This is a genomic window from Paenibacillus thiaminolyticus, from assembly GCF_003591545.1.
In the GTDB taxonomy this organism is placed as follows: domain Bacteria; phylum Bacillota; class Bacilli; order Paenibacillales; family Paenibacillaceae; genus Paenibacillus_B; species Paenibacillus_B thiaminolyticus_A.
In genome coordinates this window covers 24,580-50,636 of the sequence record NZ_QYZD01000008.1, presented here as the reverse complement: position 1 = coordinate 50,636, position 26,057 = coordinate 24,580, and the positions used below count along the sequence as shown (strand labels likewise).

14 protein-coding genes are annotated in these 26,057 nt (G+C 54.9%); 2 read left to right on the top strand and 12 right to left on the bottom strand.

Annotated features, from left to right (window positions below):
- Window positions 1-124: 124 nt before the first annotated feature.
- From DQX05_RS11150 to adhE, 9 genes are all read right to left on the bottom strand, one after another.
- A complete protein-coding gene (locus DQX05_RS11150; RefSeq protein WP_119793546.1) occupies window positions 125-2,452 on the bottom strand; it encodes a helix-turn-helix domain-containing protein in 2,328 nt (775 codons plus the stop codon).
- Between the two features lie 590 nt (window positions 2,453-3,042).
- Window positions 3,043-4,725, bottom strand: coding sequence for an ABC transporter substrate-binding protein (locus DQX05_RS11145; protein ID WP_119793544.1), 1,683 nt, complete (start codon window positions 4,723-4,725; stop codon window positions 3,043-3,045).
- 172 nt (window positions 4,726-4,897) lie between these two features.
- Window positions 4,898-5,788 (bottom strand): carbohydrate ABC transporter permease, encoded by an 891-nt coding sequence (locus DQX05_RS11140; RefSeq protein WP_119793542.1) that lies wholly within the window; start codon window positions 5,786-5,788, stop codon window positions 4,898-4,900.
- 18 nt (window positions 5,789-5,806) lie between these two features.
- The gene (locus DQX05_RS11135) at window positions 5,807-6,784 is read right to left on the bottom strand and encodes an ABC transporter permease (protein WP_119793540.1); all 978 of its coding nucleotides are present in this window, start codon (window positions 6,782-6,784) and stop codon (window positions 5,807-5,809) included.
- A gap of 178 nt (window positions 6,785-6,962) precedes the next feature.
- Window positions 6,963-9,380 (bottom strand): AraC family transcriptional regulator, encoded by a 2,418-nt coding sequence (locus tag DQX05_RS11130; RefSeq protein ID WP_119793538.1) that lies wholly within the window; start codon window positions 9,378-9,380, stop codon window positions 6,963-6,965.
- A gap of 181 nt (window positions 9,381-9,561) precedes the next feature.
- Window positions 9,562-10,479 (bottom strand): alpha/beta hydrolase, encoded by a 918-nt coding sequence (locus tag DQX05_RS11125; protein ID WP_119793536.1) that lies wholly within the window; start codon window positions 10,477-10,479, stop codon window positions 9,562-9,564.
- Between the two features lie 240 nt (window positions 10,480-10,719).
- Complete coding sequence (pflA, locus tag DQX05_RS11120; RefSeq protein WP_119793534.1) at window positions 10,720-11,457, bottom strand: pyruvate formate-lyase-activating protein; 738 nt, start codon at window positions 11,455-11,457, stop codon at window positions 10,720-10,722.
- Window positions 11,458-11,499: 42 nt separating this feature from the next.
- Window positions 11,500-13,761, bottom strand: a complete 2,262-nt coding sequence (gene pflB / locus DQX05_RS11115; RefSeq protein WP_119793532.1) for a formate C-acetyltransferase — start codon at window positions 13,759-13,761, stop codon at window positions 11,500-11,502.
- A 459-nt stretch (window positions 13,762-14,220) separates the two neighbouring features.
- Window positions 14,221-16,815, bottom strand: coding sequence for a bifunctional acetaldehyde-CoA/alcohol dehydrogenase (gene adhE / locus DQX05_RS11110; protein ID WP_397335315.1), 2,595 nt, complete (start codon window positions 16,813-16,815; stop codon window positions 14,221-14,223).
- 461 nt (window positions 16,816-17,276) lie between these two features.
- On the opposite strand from adhE, the gene DQX05_RS11105 reads away from it, so the two are divergent.
- Window positions 17,277-17,987: a Crp/Fnr family transcriptional regulator gene (locus DQX05_RS11105; RefSeq protein WP_119793743.1), complete on the top strand. Its 711-nt coding sequence runs from the start codon at window positions 17,277-17,279 to the stop codon at window positions 17,985-17,987.
- Window positions 17,988-18,637: 650 nt separating this feature from the next.
- Here the strand turns inward: DQX05_RS11105 and DQX05_RS11100 are convergent.
- Genes DQX05_RS11100 through nirB form a run of 3 tightly spaced genes read right to left on the bottom strand, consistent with a single transcriptional unit; the run spans window position 18,638 to window position 22,271 of the window.
- Window positions 18,638-19,420 (bottom strand): formate/nitrite transporter family protein, encoded by a 783-nt coding sequence (locus DQX05_RS11100; protein ID WP_119793529.1) that lies wholly within the window; start codon window positions 19,418-19,420, stop codon window positions 18,638-18,640.
- A 42-nt stretch (window positions 19,421-19,462) separates the two neighbouring features.
- Window positions 19,463-19,828, bottom strand: coding sequence for a nitrite reductase small subunit NirD (gene nirD, locus DQX05_RS11095; RefSeq protein WP_119793527.1), 366 nt, complete (start codon window positions 19,826-19,828; stop codon window positions 19,463-19,465).
- Window positions 19,829-19,847: 19 nt separating this feature from the next.
- Complete coding sequence (gene nirB, locus DQX05_RS11090; protein WP_119793525.1) at window positions 19,848-22,271, bottom strand: nitrite reductase large subunit NirB; 2,424 nt, start codon at window positions 22,269-22,271, stop codon at window positions 19,848-19,850.
- Between the two features lie 568 nt (window positions 22,272-22,839).
- On the opposite strand from nirB, the gene DQX05_RS11085 reads away from it, so the two are divergent.
- Window positions 22,840-26,001 (top strand): alpha-amylase family protein, encoded by a 3,162-nt coding sequence (locus tag DQX05_RS11085; RefSeq protein WP_119793523.1) that lies wholly within the window; start codon window positions 22,840-22,842, stop codon window positions 25,999-26,001.
- The last annotated feature ends 56 nt before the right edge of the window (window positions 26,002-26,057 follow it).

Genomic DNA, 26,057 nt, shown 5'->3' with positions numbered 1-26,057 from the left:
CCCTTTTGACTTCGCGCGATTTGCTGCAAAGAAGGGCGATTTATAACCTTGTAGCGCACATCTTAGATTTGAAGCAAAAAACGACCTGCTGTTTTTGCGGTTCTGCCCATGAATGAACATCGAACTATAGCAATGGCTGGATCACATACAGCTTGCAGGCATTCATCGTTAGACTTGCATGCAGATTCAGGCCATCTGGAAGGAACCTGCGATCCGTTCGAACCTCCGGGAGAATTTTGCGCTCCAGATACCTTAGCATCTCGGCATCAAGCTCCCTCGGCGCACCGAGCCGGAGCCACTCATGATAGATTCCTCCATGATCCTTATCAAGCAAATACTGCTTCAGCTGATAGCTTCTTGCGGGCAGCCCCGACAAATCAATCTCCAAGCGCTTATTCCGCACCCGAGTCAAGAAATCATCGATGGAATAGAGCGGGTCCATATAGCATGCGTTATAGACCAGAAGCTGCCGTTCCTCTCCCTCACGGGTAAAAATGCAGCCTTCCTCGATATGAAGCATCTCGCTGCCTAGCCGATCGAACATTTGCAGGACGAAGAATAATGGACGCTTCAGCTTCTCATACAAAAAGACGGATAAGCAGCTATCCTGCCTTACTCCGGTCAGCTTCTCTTTAAGCTTAATATTTAACCAAAAGCCAAGGCCCTGGATGTCGCTGGCCAGGTCTGCCAAGGTCTCAATAATCAACGCAGCGCGGAAGAAAGAGCCGCTAAGTACATCGCCTTGCCCCACTAAAGTATTCCACTCCGTAATAAAGCAGCGCGGCTGGTCGAGGCCTGCTTGCTCGAACCCCTGCTTCATGTGCTGAACCAGATTCTGCTGATATTTCCGATAATACTCGACTAAATCCTCTCCATCCCGAGTATCCTCTTCTTCTGATGGATCTGCCGTCAGCGTGACAAAGTCCGGCTCTCGCTGACTCATCTTGGCATAGTCTACGAAGCTTCGGAATCGCTCTGTCTCCTCTTGATCCAAGGAGGACAGAATTTGGATTCCTACTTGAAATCTCGGATGATGCTCCTTGAGTTGGTCATATAAGCTTTCATATGCCGCTTGAATCGCCTTGCTGTCCTTAACCGGCCCAGGTACAAGCTCAAAGCACCAGGTCTCCAGCTCGCTTCTGCCATACCGATTCATAAGGTAACGGACCATATCCAGAATGGAGCCTTCCTTCGTTCTGCCCGAATGTGAAGCCAATACATCGTCTACCTTGAATTGAATCATAGGCATCATCCTGTTCTGAACGATGAAATCAAAGATTCGGTTGTTATTTGGCCGTTCGATCAGCATATTGCTCTTTTCCTTCAGTTCATGCTCGGTCCCGAATCCAATCATCCGAATATAGTGAAACTGAAGCTCTTGATGCACGCATTGAAGCTGGCTTCGCACTTCTTGATCCATAAGCTCTGACGCTTGTCCAATGTTCATGATCTTGCGGGGCTTCGCAAGTACTGTAGAGTGTTCAGCTTCAGCCAAAAGCTCCAACTTTTCACGAATCTCATTGGTATGGTCATTCAAATCCTTCTTCACCATATACTTCGACAACTCGTCAAGTGCAGCGGAAGGATCTATGACCTCATAGGAGGCTTGTGCCGCTTGCACTGATTCCTGTGCCAACACTCCCGGGCGCCGCTCACTTCGGAATTCGCTTGGCGTCATGCCATAGCGCTCCTTGAAGCACCTATTGAACGTTTTTACATTAGCAAAGCCATTGTTCATCGCAATCTTCAAGATCGGAAGCTCGGTATGGATTAATTCGGGAACCGCCTTCTTTAATCGAACCTCATTCACATACTGCGTAAAGGTCATTCCGACGGTTTTCTTGAACAAGCGAGACAGATGATACAAGGATATGTACTCCTGATGAGCAAATTGCTCCAGTGACAGCGGTGAGCGAAACTCCTGATCAATCACGTGAAGGATGCTTCGTATACGTTCGTTCTGAAGCCCGTCTACTTGGAGGGCTGTTTCCACCTGTTCGCCTTGAAAATGGGTCGTCAGGATGGAGAGCAGTTTGAACATGTATTTTCCCATTTCAAAAGGAAAGCCTTCATGCTGTCGATAATAGGCCAGCATGAGATACGTTAATGTCTCTCGAAGCATGCGGTACGTATCCTGCTCTCCCTCATTCGCGATCGCTGAGTTGCAGGCAAATCGTGGAGTCCAAGGCCGCTTCAAGTACTGCTCCACCCCAACACGGGAGATCATCAGCTTTAGAATCAATGTCTCGTTATCAGATTGCAGCGCAAAGATTTCATATGGATGAATCACAATTACATCATCCCCTGTGAGCTGATAGGTCTGCCCGGTAACCTGGATATGGACATGCCCTCTAAGAATGAGCAGAACGATCAATTCATCCAAAGCCTGCTCTGACATCGTCTTTAGCTGTAGTAGCGAGAGCTGTATCGAAGAAGGCCATTCACTGCTCATAGGCTCCCCCTCCTTTTTATCATGCTGTATATATATCTAAGTATTATCCATATTTCTCGTGTTACGTATGTGATGCTTTTATTGATATGACTCTCACGTAAAAGAACTCCCTATGCAAAGCACCATTCTCTTTCAGAGAGTTCGCTTCTCGTTGTATCATAGATCAGCTCTATTCACCATGGCTACAGCAAGTTCCTGACATTCCAGCATACACAAGAAGCCTTATCCTTAGAATAAGGAGCAAGGCTTCTATCCATGATTGTACCCATTTAGGAAGTGAATTACGTCTTACATTACTGCGAAGAAATGAACGAGAACAATGAACCTGTCCAGAGCCTTCCCAATTTGGCGCTATCCAACTGGAAAAGCCCACACGCCGGACTGTATTCCACCTTATTTTTGGTATGTTTTCCTCGATGGGCAATCGGATTTCTCACCTTCCTGACCGATGGGGAGATTGCTCGTAAGAGGCACGAACTCACCATTTCAACATAAAAGCTACCCGGGATAATAACCCGGATAGCTTCTTTGGATAGCTTCTTTCGCATGCTTTGGCGATGGGAAATTGAATGCGGGACCGCGCCTGCGGTTTATTTTTTGCTGTCGAAGGCGGTCTGGTATATCTCCAGGAAACGCGGCAGGTTCATTCCTTCGAGTGTCTGGAGATAGATATCCCAGTCTTTCTCCAGATCCGCGTCGCCGATGACGAAGCGAGCCATCATTTCGTCGACGTAGTCGTTGATTGTCTTCGACAGGTCGGACAGCTCGGCAGCCTGTTCATCGGTGAAGAACAGCTGCGGCACGGCCATATCCGCGCTTGGCTTGTATGGATCGTAGTTATTTTTCGTTTCATTATACAGGATCACTTCGAGACTCGGCTCGCCGTTATCTGGAACGGCCGAGCTCAAGCGAAGCTCGTTGGATCGGTTCGTCGGCGCTGTCTGCTCCCAGTGAACGTTCTGAATTTGCCCGTATTCCTTCAGCTTCGCCCACTTGGCCGGCTTGCCGTTGATGCCGATTTCGCCTTCCTTCGCTTCACGCCATTCCTCGTCCGGTCGTCCGATCGTCGTGCGCAGGGATACTTCTTCATCATAGAAGCCGTCTGCCCAACGGAAGGCGACATCCGGGTGTTTGGCGTTTTTCGTAATGAGGTACGATCCGACAGAGTATCCAAATGGGTCATAGGCGGCATATTGAACGCCGTTCGGCCCTTTCAATGGCGGGACGGTGACATAGTCGAGCCAGCGGCCGCTCTCTCCGGCGATCTGGGTGAAGACGCCCTGGTGTCCCCCAAAAGCCGCCCCAACTATCGGATCGCCGGACGCTTCGCCCAGCTTCAGCAGTTGATCACTGTCCTGCGTGAAGATTTGCGGATCGATCAAGCCTTCCTTATACAACTTGTTCATATAGGCGAGACCGTCACGCCAGCCCGGCTTGTCGAAGGCGACTTGAATCCGACCATCTTCCACATACATATGACTGCGCGACTGGCTGAAGACCGGGTTCAGCACGAAGGAGTTCATTAAGAAGGCGTCGATGGATGAATACCAGCCGCTCCCGCGCGGAGCTCCCGTAAGCGGCACTTCATCCGCCTTGCCGTTCCCATTCGGATCCTTTTCCTTGAACGCCTTCAATACGGTATACAGCTCATCCGTCGTGGTCGGAACGTCCAGGCCGAGCTTGTCGAGCCACGGCTTGTAGATCCACATCTTCTGCGCCATCGAGCAATGGTAGCAGTCGTTGATGCTCGGCAGCGCATAAATATTGCCGTCCGGTGCCGTAATCGCGGTGGACAGCCCAGTATTGCTGTCCAGCACTTTTTTGAAGTTGTCGCCGTACTGCTCGATCAGGTCGTTGAGCGGCAGGAACACGCCCTGATTGCCATAGATCATCTGCTGCGCAGGCGTGACGCCGAATCTCATGATGACGTCCGGGTAGTCGCCCGAAGCGAGCATCAGGTTGAGCTTCTCGCTGGCGCTCTGCTGCGGTACGACGATCCATTCCACATGCACGTTCGTCTTTTCTTCATACCATTTCGTGAACTCGTTCGTCTCGAAATTTTCAACGAGCGCCTCCGACGGAATCATGACCTTCAGCGTCACCTTCTCTTCTACGATCGGGTACGTCCCCTTAGGCGTCACGATCGATTCGCTGGCCTGGCCGCCGTCATTCGTTCCGCTCGCATTGCCGCCGCTGCCCGAGCAAGCGGTCAGCACAAGCGAGAGCGTCATCACCGCCACCAGACATGCCGTACTCCAACGCTTCCATCTCATTACGAATTCCCCCTTTTTGTCCTGTTCACAGCCATCTTGCCTTCTATGCCTAATGATGCGGACGCTTCAAAAAACCGATGCCGAAGCCTGCACCATATCAGGGCTTATCCTTTGATAATGTCTATCCTAATCAGGCCTACCCTTTGATCATGGCGTATCCTTAGATCGGGGCCTATCCTTTGATTGAACCAATCATCATGCCCTTTACGAAATATTTCTGCACGAACGGATAGATAGTCAACAGCGGCACGGAAGATACAACGATGAGAGAATATTTCAGCAGCTCCCGCAGCCCTTGACGCGCGGCTGCCGTCTTCGCGTCCCCAAGCGTCTCCTGGCTGACTTGGTTCTGGACGAGAATATCCCGGAGGACGAGCTGCAGCGGGAACAATTTTTCTGATTTCAGGAAAATCAATGCATTGAAATACTGGTTCCACTGATCCACCGCGTAGAACAGTGTCACTACGGCGATAATCGGCCCAGACAAAGGAAGCACAATGCGCAGCAGGAAGGTGAAGTCGCTGCAGCCGTCCATCTGCGCCGATTCCAGCAGCTCCAGCGGAATACTGGTTCGGAAATACGTCATCATAATCATGACATTCCAGACGGACAGGGCGGCCGGGACAATCATGGCCCAGGCCGTATCCAGCATGCCGAGCTCCTTCACGAGCAGATAGGTCGGAATCAGCCCGCCGTTGAACATCATCGTGAAGACGAACAGCAGCGTGAAGCCTCGTCTCCCCTTGAAATCGTTCCGGGACAGCGGATAAGCCGCCAGCACGGTGACCAACACGCTGATCAAGGTGCCGGCGAGTGTATAGTGAAGCGTGTTCTGCAGACCGGTCCATACCATCCGGTGCCGGAACACGGCCGCATAGCCGTCCAGCGAGAATTCGACCGGCCACAGCCATACTTTGCCGGAAATAACGGCGCTCGCCGAGCTGAAGGAAGCGCTTACGACATACAGCAGCGGATACAGCACGATGAGGAGAAATACGCCGAGCACCGCATTGTTCACGATATGAAAGATACGGTCGCTTTTATCATGAGCCAGTGAATCCATCTATGTCCTCCCTTCCCGTCACCATAAGCTCTCCTGCCCGGTCTTGCGGGCGGTATAATTGACCATCACGATTAGCAAGAGCGATATCACCGATTTGAACAGGCCGATCGCCGTTGCATAGGAGAAATTCATCGCTTCGGACAGCAATCCGATCTTGTAGACGTAGGTGTCAATCACTTCCGATGTCTTCAGATTCAGCGGATTCTGCATCAAATAGATCTTCTCGAACCCGGTCTCCAGCAGTTGCCCCGTATTCAAGATGAGCAGAATCATCGCGATCGGGAGCACCGCCGGCATATCGATATGCCAGATACGCTTCATCCGCCCGGCTCCATCCAGCACGGCGGCCTCATGCAGGGCCGGGTCGACGGTGGACAGCGCGGCAAGATAGATAATGCAGGAGAATCCGATATGCTGCCAGATGCCGGACCAGACGAATACCGACTTGAAAAACTGCATTTCCCCCATAAAATGAATCGGATCAACCCCGAGCAGTCCCAAAAACTGATTGATCATGCCAGAGCGGGGATCGAGGAACTGCAGCAGCAGGCCAACCATAACTACGGTGGAGATGAAATGGGGCGCATAGCTGACCATTTGCACCGTGTTCTTGAACCACCGTATCCGGACCGCATTCAGGCTCAGCGCGAGCAGCACAGGCAACGGCGTGCTGACCGCAAGGGAATAAAGGCTGATAATCAGCGTGTTCTGCATAATGCGCCAGAAGTCATAGGAGTTGAAGAAGCGCGCAAAATGCTTGAATCCGATCCAATCGCTCGCCCACATGCCTTTGACGACGTTGTAGTCTTTGAAGGCGATCTGGGCGCCGACCATCGGACCGTACTTAAAGAGAATGACATAGAGCAGCGGAAGGGCGAACAGCGCGTACAGCTGCCATGATCGCTTCAAATAGGATACGAACGCGGACTTGCGCACCGGTATCGCCGCCGCTGCCGGATTGGATGATCTTGCCTCTGGCTGCCATTGTTCCGACAAAGCACACCTCCTGTTCCCGGTCGGGACCGTTATAATGGCACAGCGATGATGGCGCTTACGTCTGTCGCTGCGATGATGGCTGGCGGACTTGCCCTTACCAACCGTTCGCTGTGTGGCCACAGTGTATAACGGAACTCCGCAACGGGAAAAGAAGCTGTTTTTAGCGATTGTGCGATTTTTACGAAGAGTCATTATTCCTTTTTTGTTCGTTTAACCATTTTCGATATTCGGTGGCGCTAATCCCGTGTGCGCGCTTGAATGCGCGGCTGAACGAGTTCAAGGAATTGTAGCCGACCCGCTCGGCAATGGAGGTCAGGGCGTCCCCTTCCAGCATGAGTTGCTTGGCATGCTCCAGCCTCAGCTCCTCCACATAATCCGAGAAATTCCGTCCGGTCTGCTCCTTGAAAAATGCGGATACATAGGCTTCCGATACTTGGAGCCGATCCGAGATGACGGTGAGAGACAGCGATGAATCCACATAACCTTCGCGAATGCAGGCCATCATATCCCCGAGCAGCGTGGCGTTGCGGCTGCGCTTCCGTTCGTGCACCGTCCGGCTCAATTGAACGAATTCGCTCCGGACAAGCGGGAACAGCTTATGCAGCTCCGACCCTTTCTTTAATGCTTTTTGCTGAAAGGTCGCGCTATCGGTTTGCAGCGGCAGATCGAGCGACTGCGCCAGCTTCATCGCTGCGGCATACATATCCATCAGCAGCCACCGTTCCATCGGACAGGTAAGCGGCTGCTTCTCCCAGTTGTCCTGCCAGACGGTCTTGCATAACCTCGCCACCTCTTCCTCATCCCCGCCGCGGACGGCGTGCGTGAGCCGGTTCTCCATCTCGGCGTTGAACCGGTACATTCCGGCATCCGCATGCTCCTCCTCGTTCCACCAGATCAAATCCTGGCTCCCGTCGGACATTCCGTACAGCTGCTGCGCCTGTTCCAGCGACCGCGGCACATCCATCCGATCGCTGACGATGCCTCCGATCGTATACATCGGCAAGATATGGGCGCTCTTCAGGCGCTCGTTCAATTCCATCAAGGTCTGTGCAATCAAGGCCGCGAAGCGGGCTGCCGCATCGACTTCCGCTGCCGCCTCGGTGCCGTAGAACAGCAAGGCCACCTGATCCTGGCCGGCCTCATGAAGATCGAAGGGAATGCGTTCCAAGCCAGACGCTTCCTCCTTCACGACCAGCATCTTCAGCACCATCTCATCAAGGACCGGGGCGCTCCAATCGTCGCCATGCCAGCCGAGATGAAGCACCGCGACCGCATACATCGTAGCGCTGCGCTGCAATCCCGCATGAGACAGCGAGGACTCCAGCTGCTGGTCGGTGGCGTATCCCCCGCGCAGCCAGCGATCGAAGACCGCCATGCGGGCATATTCCTGCCGCTCGCCCAGCTTTTGATCAAGCGTCTTCATCGTCTCCAGCAGTTCCGTGAACGCATCTCGCAAATAGGCAAAGATGTCGGACTTGCGGCTTCGCTGCCCCATTCCCGGCTTCGCGTTCGTATGGACATAGGAGTACAGTCCTTCCAAGGGGCGGCTGTTCCGGCGGGACAGCCACAAGGCCAGCAGCACGATGACGACGAGCGACAGCCCTACCAGCGTGAAGGTCGTCCGCTTCATGGCATGCACGCTCTCCAGTACCTCGTCCGCCGGCTGCGCAGCGATATACGTCCAGCCCGTCTTCGGAGAAATCATCTTCGAGACGAGCATGTCCCTTCCGTTCAGCTCGGTCCGGTAATGGGTATTCAGCCGTTCCAGGATGGCGGCCAATTCACTCTTTCCTCCCCGCTGTCCGCTTCCTGCTTCGTCCCCGGCCTGGCCGATGAGCTGTCCATTTTTATCCAACACCCGCACCCAGCCCCCGGCCTGCACATTGATGCCGCTGAGCAGCTTCGCCACTTCCGCATGCGGGATGAGCGCTACGACCGCTCCCTGGTAGTAACCGGGATACCCTAGCGATCGGATGTAGGTGATCATCCCCTCCTCGGTGGTTCCGTATTTTACCGTATGAAGACCGATAAAATCTTTGGAATGATATGTCTCCAACGTCTGCTCCCGCCATTCGGTCATATCCCAATCCCGGTAACGGAGCACATCCTCGTAGAATTCATCCAGCGCCTCCACCCGATGCGGCGAGATGACGAGCGAGCTGTTGCGGAAGACGACAAAATAATCCTTCAAAAACCGGTTGCTGATGCTGTAATCATCGAGCGCCTTTTGCGTGCTCATCACCTTGTACGTGTTCGTGCCGGCAAAAGGCTTCTGCACGACCTGGAAGCCTCTCACCTTCGGGTGTTCGGCTACCTGCTGCACGATGGATTCCACTTCCGCAATCCGTGTCTCCAGCAGCGTCTGGGCCTGGTGCAGCGCCTTGTCGTTCCGCTCCAGCACTTCCCGCTCCAACACGTCGATCGTCTCCTGGTAAGCGATCCAGCCGACGATTAAGGTTAATAGGAGAAATAATAAATAAGGAAGGAGGAACCGGAACCAGAGCCTCCCCATCCATTTCCGGGTCCAAAAGGAAACCATCCGCTCTTTTATGAATTCGCTTACATAATGATTCGGCTTCGGCAACGGACTATTCATTCGAGCCCCCCCTTTTTTGTCTAATTTGTGATAATAAACATACCAGAAATATAGGCACTCGAACATCATCTTGTCGGAATTTGCCGCTGGGCATGATTTTGTCCTCAGCAACGCCAAAAAGCTCCTGCATTCAGGAACGGACAGGTTCCAGTTCAGGAGCTTGATATGCTCATTTTTATATTCAATTGGATAGGATGCTCGCGACATCTTGAATCGATTGTCTGCCTGCCCTACTGATGCCGGCAAGCTGAAAAAATCCGTGGTTTACACCAAGATACCTCTTGCAATGCGCCTCTACGCCTGCTTCCAACAAACGGCGATATAACGCCTCCCCCTCGTCCACAAGCGGATCAAATTCCGCCGTAAAAATATGAGTTGGCGGGAGACCTGCCAAATCATTGCGGTATAGCGGGCTCGCTTCCGGATGATCAGGAGACAGATCGGATAAATAAGCCTCAAACCCGCTTAGCAAAGCGTCCCGTGTAACTATATAATCATCGCCATATTTTTGATAGCTATTGCTTCTGCCTTCTGCGTCCAGCATGGGATAAATGAGAATTTGCCGCTGTGGCATCCACTGCCCTTGTTCTTTCAAGCGAAGACAGGTCACCAGCGCGAGATGCCCGCCTGCACTGTCCCCGGCGATCGTGATGTTATCGGGGTCGCCGCCCCAAGATAAGGCATGTTCGCGAACGATAGTAGCGGCTGTGAACGCATCATCATGCGCAGCCGGATACACATGCTCCGGGGCTAACCGGTAATCGACGGTAATGACCAAAGCGTTGCCCCAAGCAGATAACAAACGCATCTGACGATCATGGGTTTCGAAATCGCCGCTGACAAAACAGCCTCCATGATAAAAAATCAAAACCGGAAGATCGCCTTGTTCCGATGGCTTGTAGATGCGAAGCCGTATGCCGTCAATCGTGCGTTCCAAAATAACGTGGACCGGGACTGCCTCTCCGGCCAAGTGAACCGTATCCAAATATCCTTGCCTGCGCTCTTGGATGCTTTGCTTTCTTGCCGATGGGCGCCCGCTCTCGATAAATTGGGCAACCAGTTGTCGAATACCCGGCTCAAGGCCGCTTATATCTGCCATTTTTCATTCACTCTCCACAATTGTCCCAATAGTATGATCCAGCATAACCGCTGTTTTCAGATCTTCATCACTGCACATATTTTATCATATTCTGTCTTTCTCTGGCGGATTACCCGCAACGGCGATAGGGAGCATAAAGAGTGTGCGGGAGAGCCGATCAGGAGATTGCTGGCGAACAAAAAACGTGCAGTGCCCCCGTTCGCCGGGTGACACTGCACGTTCCATTGTCGCGATATGCGATTATTTTTGAGCTGCGGCTTCGGCCCGGCCCTGTTCAATCAGCCGCTGTGCCCGCTCCGCTTCCTCCGCCGTCGGCGTCGGAATGCCTTCCAGCGGGTACTTCTCGCCAAGCTGCTCCCATTTATAGACCCCCATCTGGTGGTATGGGAGCACATCCACTTTCTCGACGCCCTGCAGCGAGCCGATAAAACGGCCGAGGTTCAGCAGATCCTGCTCGTCATCGTTAATCGTCGGCACGAGCACATGCCGGATCCACATCTTCTTCCCGTGGTCTGACAGCCAGCGCGCCGTCTCCAAGGTGCGCGTGTTCGGCACGCCTGTCAAGGCCAAGTGCTTCTCATTGTCGATATGCTTGAGATCGAGCAGCACCAGGTCGGTCAGGTCGTACAGCTCGGTCAGCTTCGTCACGTCGTTGACGCCGTTCGTATCGAGCGCCGTCGGCAAGTTCCAACGCTTCTTCACCTGCTTGAACAGTTCCTTCACGAAGGGAGCCTGCAATGTCGGCTCCCCGCCCGATACAGTCAAGCCGCCGCCCGAGCTGCGATAATACGGAAGGTAGGACTCGATTTCCGAGAGCGCTTCTTCTACGGACATCTCGGTGCCGCCGTGCAGATCCCAGGTATCCCGGTTGTGGCAGTACTTGCACTTCAGGGCGCAGCCCTGCATGAACAGTATGAATCGGATACCCGGCCCATCCACCGTGCCGAATGTTTCTACGGAGTGTATGCGTCCAATCATGTCGCTCACGGTCCCTTCTCTTCCGGCTAACATGCCTGTTGGTTACATGCTGCCGTGGAATGTGCGGTTGATAACATCGAGCTGCTGCTCGCGCGTCAGCTTGATGAAGTTGACCGCATATCCGGATACGCGAATCGTCAATTGCGGATAGTTCTCCGGATGTTCCATCGCGTCAAGCAACTGCTCGCGGTCGAATACGTTGACGTTCAAGTGATGCCCCTTGCTGCCGAAATAGCCGTCCAGCATCGACGTCAAGTTCGACTTGCGCGAATCGAGCTCCTTGCCAAGCGCCTTCGGCACGATGGAGAACGTGTTCGAGATGCCATCAAGGCTGTGCTCATATGGCAGCTTCGCGACGGAGCTCAGCGAAGCCAAGGCTCCTTTGCGGTCGCGGCCGTGCATTGGGTTCGCCCCAGGAGCGAACGGTTCGCCCGCTTTGCGTCCATCCGGCGTCGTACCGGTCTTCTTACCATAGACGACGTTCGACGTAATCGTCAATACGGATTGGGTTGGGAGCGCATTGCGATATGCATGATGCTTCCGAATCATATTCATGAACGATTCAACCAGTTCGATCGCGATGCTGTCTACGCGGTCGTCATTGTTGCCATAGCAAGGATATTCGCCTTCGGTCTCGAAATCCACCGCGATGCCTTGCTCGTTGCGAATCGGTCTGACTTTCGCGTGCTTGATGGCGCTGAGCGAGTCGGCAGCGACCGACAGGCCCGCGATGCCGCATGCCATCGTCCGGAGAATTTCACGGTCATGCAATGCCATTTCAATCCGCTCGTAGCTGTATTTATCATGCATATAGTGGATGACATTCAGCGTGTTCATGTACAGCTTCGCCAGCCACTCCATCATCTGCTTGAACCGCTTGACGACTTCGTCGTAATCAAGCACTTCGCTCGTAATCGGAGGCAACTCCGGTCCGACCTGCACACCCAGCTTCTCGTCCTTACCGCCATTGATCGCGTACAGCAGACATTTCGCCAGGTTGGCACGGGCGCCGAAGAACTGCATTTGCTTGCCGATGCGCATCGCGGATACGCAGCAGGCGATACCGTAATCATCGCCATAGATCGGGCGCATCAGATCATCGTTCTCGTACTGAATCGAGCTCGTCTCGATCGATACTTTAGAGCAATAGTTTTTGAATGCTTCCGGAAGCTTCGTCGACCACAGCACAGTCAGGTTCGGCTCTGGAGCCGGTCCGAGATTGTACAGGGTGTGCAGGAAGCGGAAACTGTTCTTCGTAACGCGGGTCGTGCCGTCCACGGCCATACCGCCGATCGATTCCGTTACCCATGTAGGGTCGCCGCTGAACAAATCATTGTAATCCGGCGTACGCAGGAACTTGACGATACGGAGCTTCATAACGAAATGGTCGACCAGCTCTTGGGCTTCTTCTTCGGTCAGCGCTCCTTCCTCCAGATCCCGTTCGATATAAATATCGAGGAAAGACGATACGCGGCCGAGCGACATTGCCGCACCGTTCTGCTCTTTGATTGCTGCCAAGTAACCGAAGTAAACCCATTGGAAAGCTTCCTTCGCATTTTGAGCCGGCTTGGAAATATCGAAGCCGTGCATCTCGGCCAGTTGCTTCAATTCCATCAGCGCCCGGATCTGCTCGGACAACTCTTCGCGGTCGCGGATAACGTCGTCCGTCATCACGTCAACTTCCAGGTCATTCAGATCCTTCTGCTTCATCTTAATGAGGAAATCTACGCCGTACAATGCAACGCGGCGGTAGTCGCCGATAATGCGTCCGCGCCCGTACGCGTCCGGCAAGCCTGTAATGATGCCGGCTTTGCGGGCCATGCGCATATCGGAAGTATATGCATCAAACACGCCTTGGTTATGCGTCTTGCGAATATCTGTGAACATCTTGATTATTTCATCAGGCATTTCGAAGCCGTACGCTTTACAAGCGTCAATCATCATCCGGATGCCGCCGAACGGCTGGATGGAACGGCGGAACGGAGCGTCGGTTTGTACGCCGACTACCTTCTCCTTATCCTTGTCCAAATAGCCTGGTTTATGCGAGGTAATCGTCGATGGTGTATTGACATCGACATCCCACACGCCACCGCGTTCGCGCTCTTCCTTCGACAATTGGCTTACGATATCCCATAGATCCTTTGTGTTCTGGGTCGGTCCGACCAAGAATGCTTCGTCACCGTGATAAGGCTGGATGTTGCCTTCCAAGAAATTCGGCACATCCACATGATTTTGCCATTTTCCCGTATTGAATCCACGCCACGCTTGTTCTTTTGCTTCTGTTTTACGTTCCATCACCGACATCGTAATCCCTCCATACTGTTTACTTTTCGTATGTGCTGACAACGAAGGCGCCACCCGACATGGTTCTCTCTATACCTTAACGTTATTTTGTTGTGATGAATTTCACATTTAAGGGTACGCGGCTGTTATCTTCTGCCTTCTTCGTTCGATAACTGCCCGTTTTTTTCCTGCCTGAGTGGCCTAATCAGCGTTACCGCTGCACTTGCAGCCTCTATCCTTGCTGCATTTTAATTGTACCTCCTTTCACGCACTTTCGGTGTGATGTACATCACAAAGAAGTAACTTTTTGTGAAAATAATCACATAAAATAGATAAAAGTCCGATTATTTTTTCCGCCCTTACCCACAAACGCGAAAAGCAGCGAAGAGCTATTGCTCTCCGCTGCCTGTTCATACGCTAGTGGTGTGCTAATAATATGCTAGTGATGTCTAGTCATATGCTATTTATGCCATGTTTATCTTATTCGAAGCGGCCATAGAAAGCGTCGCGGTATACTTCCGCCAGCTCGGTTACAAGCGGCAGCTTCGGATTGGCGGTCGTACATTGGTCTTCGAAGGCGCGATCGGCCAGATAGTCGACGCGGGATTCGAAATCCTTCGCATCGAAGCCCAACTCCTGGAACGATTCCGGAATGCCCAGCTCGCGGTTCAGGCCGCGGATGGCCTCGATAAGGCTCTTCACGCCTTCTTCCGTCGTGCGGGCCGGCAACCCGAGAATGCGGGCGATCTCGGCATAGCGCACATCTGCGACGAAATGGTCATATTTCGGGAAGGAAGCGAACTTCGTCGGCTTCTTCGCGTTGTAGCGGATGACATGCGGCATCAAAATTGCATTCGTGCGGCCGTGCGCCGTATGATACTGCGCCCCCCACTTATGCGCCAAGCTGTGGTTGATGCCAAGGAACGCATTCGCGAACGCCATTCCCGCCAAAGTCGAAGCGTTATGCATTTTTTCACGCGCTTTCGGGCATGCTTCCCGGTAAGACTTCACCAGGTTCTCGAAGACGAGCTGGATTGCTTTTATCGCCAGTCCGTCCGTATAATCGCTCGCCATGACGGAGACGTAAGCTTCAATCGCATGCGTCAATACGTCCATACCGGTGTCAGCCACGGCCGTCTTCGGCAAGCTGTAGACGAATTCAGGGTCGATGATGGCCACGTCCGGCGTCAGCTCATAGTCCGCCAGCGGATATTTCGTATTGCCCTTCTCTTTGTCCGTGATGACCGCGAACGAGGTAACCTCGGAACCGGTACCGGACGTTGTCGGAATGGCGACGAATTTGGCCTTCTGGCCAAGGCGCGGGTATTTGAATGTGCGCTTGCGGATATCCAAGAACTTCTGCTTCAGATTGTCGAAGTCAGTGTCCGGATATTCGTAGAACAGCCACATGCCCTTCGCCGCGTCCATCGGCGAGCCGCCGCCCAAGGCGATAATGCAGTCGGGCTCGAAGCTCCGCATCATTTCCGCCCCGCGCTCTACCGTCTTCGTGGACGGATCCGGCTCGACATCGGAGAAGACTTCGATCGCAACCGGAGTGCGGCGCTGGCGCAGATAGTACTCCAGCTTCTCGACGTACCCGAGCTTCACCATCATCGCGTCGGTGACGATCATCACCCGGTGAATGTCCGGCATTTTGGCCAAATATTGCGTTGAGCCCTTTTCAAAATAAATCTTGTTCGGCACTTTAAACCATTGCATATTCACAGTTCGCTTCGCCACCCGTTTAATATTGAGCAGATTGACGGCCGTTACGTTGGAAGACGTCGAGTTGCGTCCATACGAGCCGCAGCCCAAGGTCAACGAAGGGATATTCGTGTTGTAAATATCCCCGATCGCGCCGTGTGTCGACGGTGAGTTGACGAGAATCCGTCCGGTCTGCAGACGGTCCGCGAAGCGGTTAATCACGTCATCGTCGTGGGAATGAATGACGGAGGAGTGACCCATGCCGCCGAAAGCGACGATCTCGGCTGCCCGGTCAATTCCTTCCTGCGCGTTCTTCACTTTATAGCAGGCGAGCACAGGGCTCAGCTTCTCGGCAGACAGCGGGAACTTCGGACCGATGCCGTCCAGCTCGGCTACGAGTATCTTCGTATCGTCCGGCACCGAGATGCCTGCCATCTCGGCAATCTGCTTCGCCGATTGGCCGACAATGACCGGATTGACGGCGCAGGATTCTGGCTTCATCGCCATGCCCTGCAGCTTGCCGCTCTCTTCTTTCGTCAGGAAGCGGCAGCCTTTGGCCTGCATCAGCTTTTTCACTTCGGCGAAGACCGGTTCTTCGATAATGACCGCCTGCTCGGATGCGCAGATCATGCCGTTGTCGAATGTTTTGGAGAGAATCAAGTCGGTAACCGCCTGCTCCAGTTCCGCTGTCTTGTCAATGAAGCAAGGCACGTTGCCCGGACCTACGCCGAGCGCCGGCTTCCCGCAGCCGTACGCCGCCCGGACCATGCCCGCACCGCCTGTCGCGAGGATGAGCGCCACGTCCGGATGATTCATCAGCGCATTGGTCGCGTCCATGGACGGGTATTCAATCCATTGGATACAGTTCTCAGGAGCGCCGTATTTGACCGCCGCGTCGTGCAAAATGCGCGCTGCTTCCGCACTGCATTTCTGCGCCGACGGATGGAATCCGAAAATAATCGGGTTGCGTGTCTTAATGGAAATGAGCGCCTTAAACATCGTCGTGGACGTCGGGTTCGTCACCGGGGTAATCCCCATTACGATGCCGACCGGCTCCGCAATTTTCATATAAGCGCCATTCGGATTGTCCTCGATGACGCCGACGGTTTTCTCATATTTAATCGAGTTGAAGATGTATTCCGTGGCAAAAATGTTTTTCGTGATTTTGTCTTCATATACGCCGCGGCCTGTCTCTTCGACCGCCATTTTCGCCAAGTGCATATGCTTGTCGAGACCGGCTAACGCCATTTGCTGCACAATCGTGTCAATCTGTTCCTGCGTCATGTCCATAAATGCAGCTTGAGCCTTCTTGGCGCGTGCCACCAATTGATCAATATGTTCTGTTGCGTTCGGAACATTTTTCTTTTCCATTGCCGTTGCTTTCGGTTGTGCTGCCATCTTCTTCCGCCTCCACTCCGTAGACCAAGTCAACCCGGGGTTCCGCTTTTTTGCCGGTATTATTTCTATTTATTATGCTGCGGATATCATCCGATGTTCCTCGGTTTTTATTTGTGAATCTTTTCACAATCACAGTGTAGCTTATTTGCGGAGGAACTGTATGTGATCTTCGTCACATCTCGATTCTTTTTTCCATCTATACTTTTACACCCTGATTTCCGTCTATCTTTTACAGCCTCTCCAGACTTTGTGACACTCATCACAATCTGTCGCTAATTTGTAAAAAATTTAAACATTTCTAAATTGACAATACTCCCTGGAACGTACATGATAGTAATATCAAAGGATTTAGTGAAACATGTCACATGATATATCATAAAACCCAATGAATAACATTTGGAAATAGACAATTGGAGGCGAATGGAGTGGCCAACATGATGGAACAACTCGGCGAACACTGCAACTTATCGTGTTTCTCGGAGCAGAACCGACAGCGGCTGTTGGAGATTGCGAAGGATCGGACCTACCCCGAGAACTCGCATCTATTTTGGGAAGGCGACGTATCTGATAAGCTCTTCATTCTCAAGAGCGGCCGCGTCAAAATAACAAAATCGACGGATGAAGGCAAGGAATTGATTCTCTATATGTATCAAGCCGGAGACATGATCGGGCAGGTCGATCCGTTCAACAGCACGAAGCATAGCTTCACGGCGGAAGTGATCGAGGAAGCCGAGCTCGGCCTGATTGATCAAAAGGATATTGAGATTTTAATCTGCCAATACTGCGATTTTTCGATCGACTTCATGAAATGGATGGGGATCCATCATCGTCTGACGCAGACGAAGTTCCGCGATCTGATGATGTACGGCAAGCCGGGCGCGCTCTGCTCGACATTGATCCGCCTGTCCAACACGTACGGAGAGGAACTGGACGACGGCGGCGTGCTCATCAACAAGAAGATCACGCACACCGATTTGTCGAACATGATCGGCGCTACCCGCGAGAGCGTGAACCGGATGCTGAGCGATCTCCGCAAGAAGGGCGTCCTCGAATACGAGAGCGGCATGATTGTCATCCGCCAGCTCGATCATCTGCGGGACGTCTGCCGGTGTGAAATGTGTCCGAAGGAGATCTGCCGCATCTAGTTATCCGATTACGACGGCCCTTCCTTCCCCATCCAATCGCATATCGAAGCCAGCAGCTTGATGCCGCTGGCTTTTTTGCATGTTCTGTTTTGGCCAGTTGCAATCCGCACTTGAGCAGTGTTACCTGCACTTGCTATGTGCAATCCATACTTGCCCAGCACTACCCTCACTCGCCAGTTCCAATCCACACTTGTCCAGTGTTTTCTGCACTTGGCCTAGATGCATTCCGCACTTGCCTAGTGTTACCTGCACTCGCACCAAAATCCTGCATTTGTACATCAATTTTCGCCGCTTGAGCTTATATCTGTTATAATTCCTGCGCTAACGCATCATTTTCGCTAATTTCATCTTCTTTTCGTGGGATATCATGAAAATTGATGTACTTCTGCAGGAATTTCAGCCTAGGGTAGAAGCAAGTATCCGAATGCTGCAGTTTTGCAGCATTTTGGAGCAAGTCCAATAGAAAAGGAGGCTTTAAGGCCAAACAACACCCTCAACTCAGGGCCATGAAATTCCGTATGTGAAAAAGCCCAAAGCTGGAGGATCGCTCCCGCTTCAGGCTCTATTGGTACATGCATTTTCATTGATCTGCTCTTGATGCGATGTGAATGGACTCACGGGCTACAGAAATGTGCCGCGCTCATGCGCCGTTATTGCCCTTTCCGAACCGGGCTGATGAACCAATAAGCCATGCCTACGAAAATGGCGCCGCCGACGATATTGCCCAGCGTCACGGGAATCATGTTATGCAGCCACCCCGCGATCGTCACCGTCTCTGGATGCTGAGGCAGCAGCAATGCCGTCGTCAGCAGCGACATATTGGCTACGCTGTGCTCAAATCCGGTGGCGATGAAGGCGTACAGCATCCACCATATCAATACCAGCTTAGCGATCTCTTCCTTGGCGCGCATCGCCGTCCAGATCGCCAGACAGACGAGCCAGTTGCACAGAATGCCGCGGAAGAAGAGCTGATCGATTGGCAGCTTCATCTTCGTAGCCGCTGCCGTGAACAGCAGATGATCGGCCGGTGCGGCGCCGAACACGCCCGATCCTTGAATGAGCAGACTGAACAGAACCGCACCGAGCAGATTGCCGAGGAAGACGATGCACCAGTTCGCCCACGTCATCCGCCAAGGCGTCCTTCCCGACAAGGAGCTGACGGTGAACAGCATATTGTTCCCCGTGAACAGCTCGGAGCCGGCGAATATGACCAGGGTGAGGGCAATGCCGAAGGACATGCCCATCACCAGCGGCACGGCAGGAGAACCTGCCGCCTTGAAGCTTCCACCGACCGTAAAAATAAGCATAATGCCGAAGCCGACATAGGCGCCTGCCAGCATCGCCGACACGATATAACGCAGCAGCCCCGACTGCATCAGCTTCTTTTTCGCTTCTACCGCTTCATTGACGGCTTCCAGGGATCCCTTGAACATGGCGTCCCCTCTCCTTTCTCCAGCTTCCGCATCTTGTGCCTGTTATATGGATATGCTGTCCGTGCTTCCGTCCCGGCTTGCCCCGCCTGCCGCAATCTTCACGATGCCGTCCTCCGCCTTGATCGGATAGGTCTTTACCTGCCCTATGTCAGGCGCCTGAACGCGGCCATCGCGAAGATCGATCTTCCAATCATAGAGCGGATCATATAAGTAATGTCCGGATACGATTCCTTCGCTGAGCGGGCCGCCCTTCGGATGCGGGCTCCGATCCTCCAGCGCATACCATCCGCCTTCCGTCCGGAAGACTGCAACCGCTGCGCCCTGCATCCGCACGACGCGACCCACTCGCGGCAAAAACTGCTCCATCTCCCCTACCGCCACAAACGCTCCGTCCACTGATTTGGCCATGCTCGTCTCCTCCTCTCCACTATTGCTCCAACGTAACGGCTTCGAACAGCTTGCTCCGCAAATCCGGCTGCTCCAATACTTGCTTCCATGGGTCTTCCGCCTGGGCCAGAGCGGTGTTGATTCGTTCGACGAGATGCTTGCGCTCTTCGCTGTCTTCCACCACGGTGTGCCGGATCGCATCAAGCCCGATTCGCTCTACCCATTCCGACGTCCGCTCCAAGTAGTTAGCCGACTCGCGGTAATATTGAATGGCAGCCGCCGTCGTCTCGACAAGCTCCTCATCCGTCTTGACCTTGCACAGCAGATCCGCCAGCCGAGGCTTGATTCCGCCGTTGCCGCCGATATAGATCTCCCACCCGCCGTCATTGCCGACGATGCCGATATCCTTCGTGCAGGATTCGGCGCAGTTGCGAGGGCAGCCGTTCACCGCCATTTTGAATTTGGCCGGGTAGTCGATCCGCTCGAACTTGCGCTCCAGCAGCGCGCCCATGGCCAGCGAATCCTGCGTGCCGAAGCGGCAGTATCTGGAGCCGACGCAGGTTTTGACCGTGCGCAGCGATTTGGCGTAGGCATAGCCCGACGGCATATCGAGCGCCTCCCACACTTTCGGCACATCTTCTTTTTTGACGCCGATCAGATCGATCCGCTGTCCCCCCGTCATTTTGACGAGCTCCACATTATACTGAAGCGACACGTCCGCAATTTTTTTCAATTCCTCCGGCGAGGTCATGCCGCCGTACATGCGCGGCACGACCGTGTAGGTGCCGTCCTTCTGAATATTGGCGTTCATCCGCTCGTTCACGAAGCGCGACGATTTCTCGTCAAGGTAGCTCTCCGGCCAGATCATGCCGAGATAGTAGTTCAGTGCGGGACGGCATTTCGAGCAGCCCTCCGGCTGCTTCCATTCCAGCGCCACCATCACTTCCTGAACCGTAAGGAGCCCCTGCTCCCGAACCGCCGCGACGATCTCGTCGCGCGAGTGCTCGGTGCAGCCGCAGATGCCTTGCTTGATGGCGCCTGCCTCGAAGCCGTCGCCGAGAGCATGCTGGAGCAGCTGCTCCACGAGAGGCTTGCAGCCGCCGCAGGAGCGCGATGCGCCGGTGCAGGCCTTGACTTCCTCGAGCGTCGTCAGGCCGTTGTCCGCGATGGCGTCCAAAATCATCTTTTTGGTCACGCCATTACACCCGCAGACGATATCGTCATCCGCCAAATCGGCAGCCGCATTCGCCTTTGAGCCGCAGCAGCCTCCCGTACCCGTCAATTCCTGGTACAGCTCGTCGGTCATCGCCGCCCCCTGCTTCACGAGGCGTTCCAGCTTCGCGGCATCATCCGTATCGCCGAACAGCACGGCGCCGACGATGATATTATCCCGGAGCACGATTTTCCGGTATGTGCGCTTCCACCCGTCATGGAAGGTCAGGGTGGTGCATTCCGGCGTCTCCAGGAAAATGCCTGTCGAGAAAACATCAACGCCGGACACTTTGAGCTTGGTCGAGCAGACCGAGCCTTCATACGCCTTCGTCTCCACGCCGGCGAGCGTCTTCGCCAGCACCGCCCCCTGCTCGAACAGCGGAGCGACGAGCCCGTAGCAGACGCCGCGATGCTCCGTGCACTCCCCGACGGCATATACGTCTTTGGCGGAAGTCCGCAGGCAGTCGTCCACCACGATGCCCCGGTTCACGTCGAGGCCGCTCGCCTGGCCGATGCCGATATTCGGGCGAATGCCGACCGCCATGACGACGAACTCCGTCTTCAATTCCGTCCCGTCGCTGAAGCGCAAGCCTTCCACACACTCGCCGCCCGTAATCTCCACCGTCTGCTTGCCGAGCGCGAACCGGATGCCCTGGCGCTCCAGTTCCTGCTCAAGCAGGCGCGCCGCGGTCATATCGAGCTGGCGCTCCATCACATAATCAGGCAGATGGACCACCGTCACGTCCATGCCCAGCTGAACCAGCCCCTTCGCCGCTTCCAGCCCGAGCAAGCCGCCGCCGATGACGGCTGCCGTCTTATACGTTCCCGCTGCGGCAATCATGCGATCGCAATCCTCGATGCTGCGGAAGCCGACGACGCCCTCCTTGTCCGCGCCGGGCACAGGCAGCCGGAACGGCGTTGAGCCGGTCGCGATGATGACCCGATCATACGGCACCTCGCGGCCCTTATCGGTCAGGACGATACGGCGTTCGGTGTCGATCCGCTCCCCCTTCTCGCCCGACAACAGTGTAATGCCAGCCTCTTCATACCACGAATACGGATTCAGTACGATATCATCCAGCTTCTTACTGCCCTCCAGCACATAAGACAGCAGAATCCGGTTGTAGTTGGGATGCGGTTCCTCCCCAATCACCGTAATGTCGTAACGATCGGTCAGCTTCATCAGCTGCTCCACCGTATTGATGCCTGCCATGCCGTTGCCTACGACGACCAGCCGCCATTTTCGTTCCATGATGGTCCCTCCTTGTCACAATCCGAAATCCTCGTACAAGTATTGTTACTTTTTTCACATACTTTTCTGATTGGATCATACCTCAGGCTGGAAGCGTATCGAGTGATTACACTCACAGCAAATGTGTCGGTTTTTCTCGCGTTTGTTCACATTTGAGTTTGGCCGCTCCATACGCGCTCTGGGGGCTTTTCCCGCTGTAAGTGCCACCGTATTTCCCCTGCACTTACACTGTACTTACTGCTACACTTGCCACCGTATTTTCACTGCCCTCATACTACTTACCGCTGCACTTGCCACTGTATTTCTGCCTTTATACTGTACTTCCCGCTTCACTCACCACTACACTTGCTGCTGTCCTTGCTTCTTTCCCCACTCCCCGCACCCCAAGCCCCGTTACCGCTTTTCGAGCCTCCTCTCCAAGCGCGAGACGGGAATTTCCTATAAAGACAGCCCTCCCGGCTTCCCCTATAATGAGAACAGCATCAGCTCAAGAATTTCAAATTAAAGGGTTGTTCGAAATGCCCGCTGCGGCCTTTTGAACACGCATTTATTTAAAGGAGATACGACAATGAAGACTACTTATGTATGTCTATATGATCCAAGCTTCCCGTCCGCCAGCGGCGCACTCCCTTCCGGCATGCGGGATCGTCTCGCCTCCGAATGGAATATCGTGCAAGCGGATCAACTCGCCGAAGCGCTTGACGCGCAGCAGGGCGGCGTACTTATCAACCTGCACGCCCCTTACTTCCCTAAGAGCGCGTGGACGTCCATCGCCGCGTTCCTCGAACGGGGCGGACATCTGCTCAGCGCTGGCGGCTCCCCCTTCCGCATTCCCATCTACCGCGACGGCAGCGGCTGGACGGCGGAGCCGGAGCAGACAGCCTATCACCAGCGTCTTCGCATCCACGAGTGCATGCCGGTGCAAGCGGACCGGTTCGAGCGCTTCGCCGCCAACGTGGAACGCCCCTTGTTCGATCAGGCGGCACCGCTGTGGCCGGCTTCGCCAACCTGCAGCTTCGTGCTCTGGGTGACCCGGCACGACGACTGTCCCGGCGAGCACGGTTCCGCCGGCCCGATGGATGCCCACATTATTCCGCTCGTCACGGCGCTGGATTGTGATGGCCGGGAGGTGGGCGCTCCCGTCGTGCTGCTCGAAAACACGAAGGGCGAGTTCGCCGGCACCCGCTGGCTGTTCGTGAACCAGCCGCTGACGGCAGAGTTCCTCGAGCAGGTGGGAGCGGAGACGCTACTCGCCTGGGCCCGCTATTGCTCGTACGGCGTCAGCGATTGGTGGCTGAAGCCGGGCCTGGCCTGTTATGAGCCGGGAGAGCGCCCGAAGCTGACCCTGCAGACGCAACTGCTGCACGCGGCGCGTGCCAGCTACGGCGCCGGCGGCCCGCTGGCCGCTTCGCGGCGAAGCGTGGCCGATGCCGCGGAAGCGGAAGTCGTCTGGCAGGCAAGCGTCGAACTGACGGCGGACGACGGCGAGGTGCTGTGGCGCAGCGAGCTCTCCGTCCGCTGCGGGCGGGAGCTGGAGCGGCTGACCCTGACGCCGGACACCGTGCTCGCTCCGGGCATATACCGGGTGAATGCCCGGCTTGTGAGCGGCACCGGCGAGGTCCGCCTGCTTCGGCAGGGCTTCTGGTGCCGCGACGAAGCACTGCTGCGGAGCGGCTCGTTCCTGAAGGCGGGCCGGGATTACTTCGAGCGCGACGGCGTTCCTGTTCCCATCGTGGGCATGACGTACATGTCAAGCGATGTGGCGCGCAAGTTCGTGTTCCTGCCGAACGCGGCGGTATGGGATCGCGATATGGCCCAGATGAAGAAGGCCGGAATCAATCTGATCCGCACCGGCATCTGGACCGCTTACCGCCACATTATGTATGTGGACGGGCATCCGTCCGAGGATGTGCTGTGCGCCCTGGACGCCTTCTTCCTGACTGCGAAGAAGCACGGTATCGAAATATGCTTCAACTTCTTCTCCTTCACGCCGGAGCTGTGGGAAGGATCGAATCCTTACCTCGATCCGCGTAGCATCGAGGCGCAGAAGCGCTTCATCGGAGCGGTCGTCGAGCGGCACCGCCACTCCTCGTTCGTCCATTGGGATCTGATCAACGAGCCGTCTCTGTTCGATCCGAAGCGAGTGTTCGCCGGGCCGCGCAGCGCGAAGGATAAGTATGAGATCGCGGCCTTCCGGGAATGGCTCAAGGAACGCTACGCCGGCGATATCCGGCTGCTGCAGGAGCGCTGGGGCATGACGCCGGAGCAGGTGCCGGACTTCTACGCGATTATGCCGCCGGAGCCGCAGGAGATTAACTTCGATGCCCAGGATATGATTAAGGAGAAAAAAGGGACGCGCTGGCTGGATTATTCGCTGTTCACGATGGAGATGCTCAACCGGTGGGTGCATGCAATGCGCGCCACGATTTCGTTCCATCAGCCGGAGCAGCTCGTATGCGTCGGCCAGGATGAGGCGCTGGCAGCACAGCGGCCAAGCCCGTTCTTCTATGAAGCGTCCGTTGATTATACATCGAACCATTCATGGTGGCTGTACGATCAGCTTATCTGGGACGGCGTCTTCACGAAGACGCCGTACAAGCCGAACCTCATCCAGGAGACGGGCATCATGTACGGCATGACGCCGGATGGCTTCGCCTTGCGGACGGAGGAGCAGCTGCGCAGCATTTTGGAACGGAAATACGCTTATGCGTTCGCGACCGGCTGTGCCGGGGCGGTGCAATGGATTTGGAACACGAATTTCTACATGAACAATGTGAATGAATCCAATATCGGTGCGCTGCGCGCGGACGGCACGGAGAAGCCGGAGGCCGATGTCTCCTATGACTTCGGCGCATTTATGCAGGCAGCAGCCCCGCTCTTCCGGGATCGGGAGCTGGAACCGATCGTCGTCATCTACCCGGAAGCGAACGATCTGTCGAACCGGCGGATGGCGGCTGAAGCGACGTCAACGGCGGGGCGCGTGCTGGCCTATCAGTTGAAGGTTCCGTTCCGGGCGATGGGAGAATACCAGCTGGAAGCACTGGATGATATGCCGCCGCGGCTTATTATCGTGCCGTCTCCGCATCATTTGACCGATGCAGCTCTCGATCGTCTGCTCGCCTTCGTGGAGCGTTCCGGTGCGATCTTGCTCATCACCGGGCCGATCGGCCGCAATGAATATTGGCAAGCGACCGCCCGGATGGACAGCCTGCTCGGTCCGCGGCGCCTCGGCAGCGTCGTGCGCGAGGAGCGCTTCCTCCTCGCAGGTCGGGAGATTCCGCTCTCGTTCGGCGGCCGCAAGATTAAGCAGGTATTCAAAGAAACGAATCCCGACGGCAGCCCGTCCACGCTGGTGGAGCAGCCGTTCGGACGCGGCAAGCTGCTCTGGGTCGGCCTCCCGGTCGAATGGAACGATCGGCAGGCTGCCGTCGCGGAGCTGTACGCGCATGCCATGCAGGCCGCATCCATCAATCCTGATCTGCGCTGGGAAGAGGGCGGCAGCCGCCCGGGAATCTACGGACGCTGCCTCACCTTCGCGCAGGGCCGTCTCTATCTGTTCGTGTCCGAATCAGGGCAGGATGAGATCGTCCGCATCGTCCAGCCGGACAACGGAACAACGTACGCCTTCAAGCTGGCCAGCGAACGCACCGTCATGTTCGCTGCCGATCGCCAGGGCGAGTTGATCGCCGTCTACCGGCCGCGGGAAGTCGAGATCGAAGTCATCAAGTAATCGGAGCAGGCGAGCTCCGGATAACGGCAACAAGCCCTTGCAGCGCAATCATTCAT